General features: G+C 71.2%; 9 protein-coding genes and 2 pseudogenes. 5 read left to right on the top strand and 6 right to left on the bottom strand.

Translation table 11 applies throughout. The features are described 5' to 3' along the window. Window positions 1-162 precede the first annotated feature (162 nt). Window positions 163-441 (bottom strand): hypothetical protein, encoded by a 279-nt coding sequence (locus VFO68_RS28935; RefSeq protein ID WP_325161577.1) that lies wholly within the window; start codon window positions 439-441, stop codon window positions 163-165. A gap of 4 nt (window positions 442-445) precedes the next feature. Here VFO68_RS28935 and VFO68_RS28930 point away from each other — a divergent pair, with 4 nt between their 5' ends. The 5 genes and pseudogenes from VFO68_RS28930 (at window position 446) to VFO68_RS28910 (ending at window position 3,460) form a co-directional block, all read left to right on the top strand. Continuing rightward, window positions 446-604, top strand: a complete 159-nt coding sequence (locus VFO68_RS28930; RefSeq protein ID WP_325161578.1) for a helix-turn-helix domain-containing protein — start codon at window positions 446-448, stop codon at window positions 602-604. 424 nt (window positions 605-1,028) lie between these two features. Further along, window positions 1,029-1,202, top strand: a pseudogene (locus tag VFO68_RS28925) (glycosyltransferase); the annotation flags it as partial. Between the two features lie 107 nt (window positions 1,203-1,309). After that, the gene (locus VFO68_RS28920) at window positions 1,310-1,927 is read left to right on the top strand and encodes a class I SAM-dependent methyltransferase (RefSeq protein WP_325161576.1); all 618 of its coding nucleotides are present in this window, start codon (window positions 1,310-1,312) and stop codon (window positions 1,925-1,927) included. Next, window positions 1,924-3,047: pseudogene (locus VFO68_RS28915) on the top strand (molybdopterin-dependent oxidoreductase). The gene VFO68_RS28920 and the pseudogene VFO68_RS28915 overlap by 4 nt, the downstream one beginning before the upstream one ends. After that, window positions 3,044-3,460, top strand: coding sequence for a hypothetical protein (locus VFO68_RS28910; RefSeq protein ID WP_325161575.1), 417 nt, complete (start codon window positions 3,044-3,046; stop codon window positions 3,458-3,460). Before VFO68_RS28915 ends, VFO68_RS28910 begins: the two are co-directional and overlap by 4 nt. Here VFO68_RS28910 and VFO68_RS28905 read toward each other — a convergent pair. From VFO68_RS28905 to VFO68_RS28885, 5 genes are all read right to left on the bottom strand, one after another. Next, on the bottom strand, window positions 3,457-3,672 hold the full coding sequence (locus tag VFO68_RS28905) for a hypothetical protein (protein ID WP_325161574.1): 216 nt from the start codon (window positions 3,670-3,672) through the stop codon (window positions 3,457-3,459). The two genes, VFO68_RS28910 and VFO68_RS28905, sit on opposite strands and share 4 nt — an antisense overlap. A gap of 464 nt (window positions 3,673-4,136) precedes the next feature. Beyond that, a complete protein-coding gene (locus VFO68_RS28900; RefSeq protein ID WP_325161573.1) occupies window positions 4,137-4,835 on the bottom strand; it encodes a DUF427 domain-containing protein in 699 nt (232 codons plus the stop codon). After that, the gene (locus tag VFO68_RS28895) at window positions 4,832-5,515 is read right to left on the bottom strand and encodes a DUF2461 family protein (RefSeq protein WP_325161572.1); all 684 of its coding nucleotides are present in this window, start codon (window positions 5,513-5,515) and stop codon (window positions 4,832-4,834) included. Before VFO68_RS28895 ends, VFO68_RS28900 begins: the two co-directional genes overlap by 4 nt. Beyond that, window positions 5,512-5,832, bottom strand: coding sequence for a hypothetical protein (locus VFO68_RS28890; protein ID WP_325161571.1), 321 nt, complete (start codon window positions 5,830-5,832; stop codon window positions 5,512-5,514). The genes VFO68_RS28895 and VFO68_RS28890 overlap by 4 nt, the downstream gene beginning before the upstream one ends. Beyond that, on the bottom strand, window positions 5,825-6,175 hold a 351-nt coding region (locus VFO68_RS28885; RefSeq protein ID WP_325161570.1), incomplete at its 5' end, for a hypothetical protein. The genes VFO68_RS28890 and VFO68_RS28885, both read right to left, overlap by 8 nt.

The following is a 6,175-nucleotide window of genomic DNA, read 5'->3' as shown; positions in this document are numbered from 1 at the left end:
GAAGCCGCGCAGCAGGGCCAGGGCGAGCCAGCCACGCGGATCCGGAGGGTTGGGCACCATGACGTCGTCGTTTCGGTGCCTTATCGGCGCCACGCCGCTGCGGCGCCCACAGCGAACTCGGCGACGCTCACCGGCGGCGTGTCGGTCAGATCATGCACGTCGTCATTGAGCGCACCCAGTGCGCCGGAGCGAACGCGTGGACATAGAGCTGGCTGTTGTGCTCGGCGGTTTCGGGTGGTGCGCCGCGGCGAGGAGTGCGTCGCGGATGGGTGAGCGGTCGGTCTCGACGTAGCTGATCCGGCGTTGCGTGACCCACGAGATGTGCTCGACTACCTCCGTCAGCGTCAGCGGCTCGGGGCCGACGGGCGCGTATCCCTTGCCTTCGTGCCCGTCCTCGGTCAGTGCGATGGCCGCGACCGCGGCGATGTCCTCAGTCGACACGTAACTGACGACTCCGTCGCCGCTGCGCGACGGCGACGCCACGGTTTGCCAGATCGCCCAGCAGATCGGCTACGACTCGGAGTTCGCTTTCGCCCGCGCCTTCAAGCGCGCCACCGGCACCGCACCCGGCCAGTATCGCAAGATCGCGCAGACCGCCGCCTGACCCTCGCCGCAGCGCCCAGCTGCTGGCAAAACTTGCGAGTTCTGTGCAGGTCCGGGCGGTGTAAGAGACCCTAACCTTGCCTGCGGCCGGCCGGACCCGGACCCGACTAGCGTCGGCTGATGGTTCGATCCCGGTGGTCCCAGGGTGTACTCGTGGCCGTGCCGGGGGTGGTTCTGGCGGGGTTCGGCACGATTCATCCGGCACTGCTCAACACCGGCACCGCAGGGCATCGTGCCGGCCGCCATCTCATCGACGGCCTACTCCGCCCTGCCATCGGACACCCCGGGGACGGTAACGCCGCGCCGGCGGCGTCACCGGACCACGCGGGCTTCCGTCAGCACACCGTAAGATCTCCGCCGCCGTCACATTTTGGTAAGCGCTGCAAGGGTTCTGCGACTGTCCGGCATGGACCTAGCGTGGCGTCATGGATCTCGTGGACGTGGTGCTGCCTTGCCTGGACGAGGCCGCCGCGCTACCGGCCGTGCTGGCCGCCTACCTGGCGACCGTGGTGGACAACGGGTCGACGGGGCTGGAGCACGCCACCGCGGAGATCGTCGGTTTCCTCGACGCGGACGGCACGCTCGACCCGGGCGAGCTGTCCGATGTGGACACCATGCCGGACGCGGAGCAGGTGGCCGGGCTGGTGCCGCGCGGCCGGTTCGCCGCGGAACTGGCCGAGACCGGGCACCTGGCGGTGACCCGGCGATGACCCAACCGACCACCGCGTTCGAACCGGGGCTGCTCGGCCGGCGATGCTGGCTGGAGTTGGCCACCGGCGAGCGCATCAGCCTGCCCGTCCAGCGTTGGCGAGCACCGTCCGGGGCCGGCGACGAGGTGCTGCTGCGGTGCTGCACCGGGCCGACCCTGGATATCGGATGCGGACCCGGACGGCTCACGTCCGCCCTGGTCAACTGCGGCGTGGTGGCGCTGGGCGTGGACGTCTCGCCGGTGGCGGTGCGGCTCACCCGGGCCAGGGGTGCCCCGGCGATCAGGCGCGACGTGTTCGCCCAGCTTCCCGGTGAGGGCCGGTGGCGCCATGTTCTGCTGGCCGATGGGAACATCGGCATCGGCGGCAACCCAGCGCGGCTGCTGCGCCGGCTGCGCACGCTGCTCGCGCCGGGCGGCACCGCGCTGGTGGAGCTGGACCCACCGGGTCACGGGCTGCGGCGCGACCGGGTCCGGGTCAACGGCGCGGACCACTGGTTCGCCTGGGCCTGGCTCGGCGCCGACGCCATCGCCGACCCGGCACGGGAGGCCGGCCTGGTGGTCCATTGGCTGGCCGAGCGCGGCGGGCGCTGGTTCGCCGAACTGGTCAAACCGTGATACCCCAGGAATCCGACTTCCACCGCCCTGCCCACGACGAGCGGGTGACGGCCAGGATCGGCCTCTGGCTGGGCATCACGTTCGCGATCTGCTTCATCACCGGCCTGATCAGCCACGCCATCCAACACCCGCCGCCCTGGTTCTTCTGGCCCAGCCGGCCGGTGAACGCCTACCGGATCACCCAGGGCCTGCACGTGACCTCCGGTGTGACCGCGATCCCGCTGCTGCTGGCCAAACTCTGGACCGTCTACCCGAAACTGTTCGGCCGCCCGCTCGTGCGCTCGCTGCCCCACGCCCTGGAGCGACTGTCCATCCTGGTGCTGTCCGGTGCGGCGTTCTTCGAGCTCGGCACCGGGCTGTTCAACTCGGCGCAGAACTACCTGTGGGGCTTCTCCTTCCCACCGCGCACTACACGGTCGCGTGGATCGCCGCCGGCTCGATCCTGCTGCACGTCGCGGTGAAGCTGCCGGTGATCCGCCGCGGCCTGACCCGGCTCAGTCCCGAACCGCCGGCTGCGGAGCGCCGGACCGTCCTGGACCGGCGGGCCTTCCTGCGCACCACCGCCCTCACCACCATGGCCGCGGCCCTGGCCACCGCCGGTGGCACGATTCCCCTGCTGCGCAACCTGTCCCCGCTTGCCGGGCGCTCCGACCGCGGACCGCAGGGACTGCCGGTCAACCGCACCGCGGCCGCCGCCGGGGTGATCGAGGCGGCGCGCGATCCCGCGTGGCGGTTGGAGATCATGACCTCGGCCGGGTCGCGCCTCTTCACGCTGGCCGAGCTGTCCGCGATGCCGCAGACCACCGCGCAGCTGCCGATCGCGTGCGTCGAGGGGTGGAGCGCGTCGGCCACCTGGACCGGGGTGCGCGTTGCCGACCTGCTGCGCGCCGCCGGCAGCCGGCCCGGAGCTACCGTCCGGGTGGAGTCGCTGGAACGCAACAGCGCGTACGCCACCAGCACGCTTCCCGGCGAGCACACCGCCGACGAGTCCACGCTGCTCGCGCTGCGGGTGAACGGCGAGGTGCTCCACCTCGACCACGGCTACCCGTGCCGGATCATCGCGCCGAGCCGGCCAGGGGTGCTGCAGACCAAGTGGGTACACCGGATCGAGGTGCTATGACGCGGGTGCTGCTCGCCGTGGCCGGCCTCGCGGCCCTGGCTTGGGCCGCCGTGCTGGCCTGGGACTTCGCGGCCACCTCGGCATCCGGCGCCGTGCAGGCCGCCGCCTGGTTCGTGGCCGGTCCCCTGCTACACGACGCGATCTTCGCGCCCGCCGCCGCGGCCGTCGCGGTGGTCGCGGCGCGGCGGTTGCCGGTGCGCTGGCGGGCCCCGGTCGCGGCCGGCGGCGTGCTCAGCGCCGTGCTCGCCATTCTGGCCGTTCCGTTGCTGTGGCGGCCGTTCGGCGTACCCACCAACCCGGGCCTGCACGACCGCGACTACACCCTCGGGTTGCTGATCGCGCTCGGCGTGGTCTGGCTCGGCGTCCTCACCGCCGGCTCACTCAACCGGACGAAGAAGCCGCACTCGTCCTAGGGAACTCGGCTGGCCCCGGCCCAGGCACGCGGCCGGAGCAACTCGTCAAGCGGTCCGCGGCCGGCGAGGTTGTCGACCATGCCGACCAGCGTCGCGAAGGCGCACTCGGCCACCACGTCGAGGATCCGGGCGGTGGACACGCCCGCAGTGGCGGCGCGGTGCACCGACTCGTCGTCGACCTGGTCTCGGTACAGCCCGAGCCGGCCGGCCAACGCATAAACCGCCGCCGTCGGTTCGTCGGCGGGCTGTTGGCCGGCGTCGTCAATCCTGGACCGCGGTCGCGGCGGTGACCCGCTTCGGCGACGGCGGTGTGAGGAAGGCGCTCAGCCTCAAGAACGGCGCATCGGTTCCATCACCGAACCATCTCGTGCCGCCGGCGATGAGGTGTTCGTGCTGACCCTGAGCACCGGACAGCGCAGTGGAGTGGCCTCGCAGCGCGCCGCCAAGTCGCGGACCGCCGCCGAACGACTCGGCGCCCACCGTCCCTTCACGACCATCCGGACACCGAGATCAGCTCCGGCCAAGCGACCTGATCGAGGACGTCATCCGGCGGGTACGGCCCGACCTGGTCTATCCCCACTCCGCGCACGACACCCGCCAGAACCACCGCGCGGTGATCCAAGCGGTGCTCCGGGATTTCCGGCGATTTCAGTGGAACAGGTGTTTTCGGACACTTTTACCCCGCCAGCTCGCGAAGGTCGACGCCTGGGTCGTCGTCGAGGATGCTGACGAGGCCGGCAAGTGCGGCGGTTTCGGGCAGGGGTTCGGGGTAGCTCCACACGAGCAGGGGTGGGTGGGTGTGGTCGATGGTCCAGTAGTGGGCGGTGCCTTTGTATTGGCAGACGGTGCGTCGGGGGTTGGGGGTGAGTCGGTCCCAGTGGATGTCGCCGGGTGGGATGTACCAGCGGGGTGGGAGTCCGGTTTCCACGACGAGGGTCGGGCGACGGGTGGTGGCGAGCAGTTCACCGTGGACTCTGATCTCGATGTGTCGGCTGGCGGGTAGTACGTCGACGCGGTGGTAGGGGTTTTTCGGCATTCCGGGTACGGGTTGCTCTTCTTCCAGCCATTGGTCGGCGGCGTCGTGGTGGATCACCAGCACGCCGGTGAGTTCGGGGCAGTCTGGTGGCGGGCGATCCCAGGCGCGCACAGCGTGGGTGCGGCGGGTGCCGCCCAGTTCGATGGTCCACCAGTGGCCGTCGACGGGGTCGGCGACGGGTGGGCCGGTGAGGGGCACGCGTAGGGCGTCGCGGGGGATCGCTCGCCAGGGGTGGTGTTCGTCTTCGAAGAACAGCTGGGCGTGGGTGGTGTCCAGCAGCAGGTGTTTGCCGAGCCGGGCCCGGACTTGCTGGGTGAGGGGTTCGAGCCGCCGGTTCATGGCGCGACCGTCGCGACTGTCGTGTGGAGCCAGTGGTGCAGTGCGGTGAGCCGGGCCAGTTGGGTCGCGCAGTGCTCGACGAACGCGGGCGTGGACACCGCGGTGGGCAGTGGTTGGGTCCAGCGCAGCTGGAACATCGTCTTGTGCCGCAGCAGATCGGCATTGGGGTGGTCGGCCGGATACGGGGCGGGAACCCGTTTGAGGTCGGCGCCGGCGATCTCGGCGTCCGGCAGGTCCCGCCGGACGCGGTTGATCAGCCCTTGGGCTGTGGTGTGGTCGGCGACGGCGGTTCGCCACTGGTCGGTGGACGGGAACACCATTCCGCTGGCGTAGCCGATCCGGGTGGGGTCGAGCCGCACGAACAGGGTGGGTGCGGTCCTCTTCGGACGGTCGCGTTCCCACCAGCGAAACAGCAGATGGTCTTTGTACCGGGGGCCGTGCGGGTCGAACCGCAGGTCACGGTTGATCGGCGCGATCGACCCGTTGACCCGTGGGTCGGCGAGCAGACCGGGTGAGATCCGCTCGACCAGGACGGCGCCGAGCGCGGTGACGAACCCGCGGGCGGGGTCGAGCAGCAGGGTGGTCCAGGCGGTGTGTTCGGCGGCGAACCCGGCCGGATCCAGACCGGGCAGCCGCGCCAGCAGCGCGCGCCCGGCCGGTGGGAACCCGGTGAAGCTCATCGCTGCCCGCTGACGAACGCGCGGGCCTCGTCGATCAGCGCGGTCCACCGGGTGTGGTCGCGGTCGTCGATGCGGACCCATTCGCGGAAGGTGCGGCCGGCCGGGGCGAACGGTTTGCCGAGTCCGTCGGCGATGAGCTGGGCGACCCGATCCCGGGAGAGCTTGACGATCAGGTCGCCGGTGCGGTGGTCGCAGGAGGCGAAGAACGCGCCGGAGGCGCGCAGACAGGGGAAACCCATCATCGTGCCGGTGGCCACGCCGGGGCGGGCCAGCGCGGCGGCACTCGTCTCATGGAAGAACTCAGCGGGATCAGACATCAGCGGACTCCGGGTCGATCGAGAGGAGGTAGCCGGTAGCGGCCAGCCAGCGCGGCCAGGCCGAGTGCGGTCCGTCGAGACTCACCTCGCCGCTGTGGCGGCCGCCGTCCCAGTCGGTGTCGCCGGCGGCCCAGCGGTCGAGGAACGCGGCGGTGGTGGTGACGGTCAGCTCGGGGTGGGGTGCCGCGCCGGGTTGTTGGTGCAGTCGGCCGCCGGTGAACCGCAGCGTGGTCGGCTCGCCGTCGACGACCAGGCCGAACTCGCCGTCGGCCAGGGTGTCGATGCCCGCGACGTAGGTCAGGTCGTAGTGCTGCTCGGCGGATCCGTCGGCCGCCGGGTCGAC

The sequence above is a fragment of the Actinophytocola sp. genome (assembly GCF_035712165.1).
In the GTDB taxonomy this organism is placed as follows: domain Bacteria; phylum Actinomycetota; class Actinomycetes; order Mycobacteriales; family Pseudonocardiaceae; genus DASYTH01.
This window is presented reverse-complemented; position numbering and strand designations above follow the sequence as displayed.

Excerpts from the sequence above, each read along its gene's own strand:
- VFO68_RS28890 (WP_325161571.1), bottom strand. The coding sequence starts at position 5,832 with ATGTCTGATCCCGCTGAGTTCTTCCATGAGACGAGTGCCGCCGCGCTG.
- VFO68_RS28910 (WP_325161575.1), top strand. The coding sequence starts at position 3,044 with ATGACGCGGGTGCTGCTCGCCGTGGCCGGCCTCGCGGCCCTGGCTTGG.
- VFO68_RS28920 (WP_325161576.1), top strand. The coding sequence starts at position 1,310 with ATGACCCAACCGACCACCGCGTTCGAACCGGGGCTGCTCGGCCGGCGA.
- VFO68_RS28900 (WP_325161573.1), bottom strand. The coding sequence starts at position 4,835 with ATGAACCGGCGGCTCGAACCCCTCACCCAGCAAGTCCGGGCCCGGCTC.
- VFO68_RS28895 (WP_325161572.1), bottom strand. The coding sequence starts at position 5,515 with ATGAGCTTCACCGGGTTCCCACCGGCCGGGCGCGCGCTGCTGGCGCGG.